Genomic DNA, 328 nt, shown 5'->3' with positions numbered 1-328 from the left:
GTTAGGATTTCACCATCGCTTCTTTATTTTCAAGCTGCATATCGTCGTCGGCCGGCGAGTGTGCTTTACATTTTGCCTGAACTTCATCAGACCATGGTAAATAAGCGTCAACGTCAGGATTTTTTCGCAATTCCAGCTGTTCGAAGACATATTTCAAGTATTTATAAGCATCCAAATTGTTTAACTTTGCAGTTTGAACCAAAGTATAATATACTGCGTTAGCTTGGGCACCCTCATAAGATTTAGAAAATAAACTATTCTTGCGCCCCAACGTAGTTGGGCGGATGCATTGCTCAACTTCGTTGTTTGATAATGGCATGCCTCCTAT

1 protein-coding gene is annotated in these 328 nt (G+C 40.5%); it reads right to left on the bottom strand.

Going from position 1 to position 328, the window contains the following annotated elements; genetic code table 11:
* Position 1: 1 nt before the first annotated feature.
* Positions 2 to 328, bottom strand: a 327-nt coding sequence (locus FC36_RS06680) for a transposase domain-containing protein (protein ID WP_235805810.1), incomplete at its 5' end; no start/stop codon positions are given.

Source organism: Ligilactobacillus equi DSM 15833 = JCM 10991, assembly GCF_001435735.1.
GTDB lineage: Bacteria > Bacillota > Bacilli > Lactobacillales > Lactobacillaceae > Ligilactobacillus > Ligilactobacillus equi.
The sequence above is the reverse complement of the archived record's forward strand: the minus strand, read 5'-3'. Positions and strand labels throughout refer to the sequence as shown.